Source organism: Hymenobacter defluvii, assembly GCF_017589435.1.
GTDB lineage: Bacteria > Bacteroidota > Bacteroidia > Cytophagales > Hymenobacteraceae > Hymenobacter > Hymenobacter profundi.
Genome location: NZ_JAGETX010000124.1, coordinates 1 through 427 on the forward strand (window position 1 = coordinate 1; position 427 = coordinate 427).

Consider the following 427-nt stretch of genomic DNA (forward strand, 5'->3'; position numbering starts at 1 on the left):
GGATAACACCGTTAGCAGCTCGTTCTCCATACAAAGCGGTAGCAGCAGCACCCTTCAGAACAGTCATGCTAGCTACATCATCCGGGTTAACGTCAGCAGCGGCATTACCATAGTCGTAGCCACCACGTCCAGTGACTTGGCCACTAGTATTTGTATTAGCATTACTGATCGGAATACCGTCGACAACAAAAAGTGCTTGGTTATTACCAAACAAAGACTTAGTACCCCGAATGGTAACGTTAGTGGATCCACCCATAACGTTGTTCTGACGCACGTTCAAACCAGCTACTTTGCCTGCCAGACCATTGATTGCGTTTGGGTTACGTGCTACTGTAATTTTATCGCCTTCTATTACGGTAGCTGCGTAAGCCAACGAATTACGGGTTCTTTCTACGTTCTGCGCAGTTACAACTACCTCGCTTAGTTG

General features: G+C 46.8%; 1 protein-coding gene. It reads right to left on the reverse strand.

Annotation, left to right across the window (positions count from 1 at the left end; all coding sequences use genetic code 11):
* Positions 1-427 (reverse strand): TonB-dependent receptor plug domain-containing protein (locus tag J4D97_RS23295; RefSeq protein WP_208309667.1); only part of this gene is annotated, 427 nt, incomplete at both ends.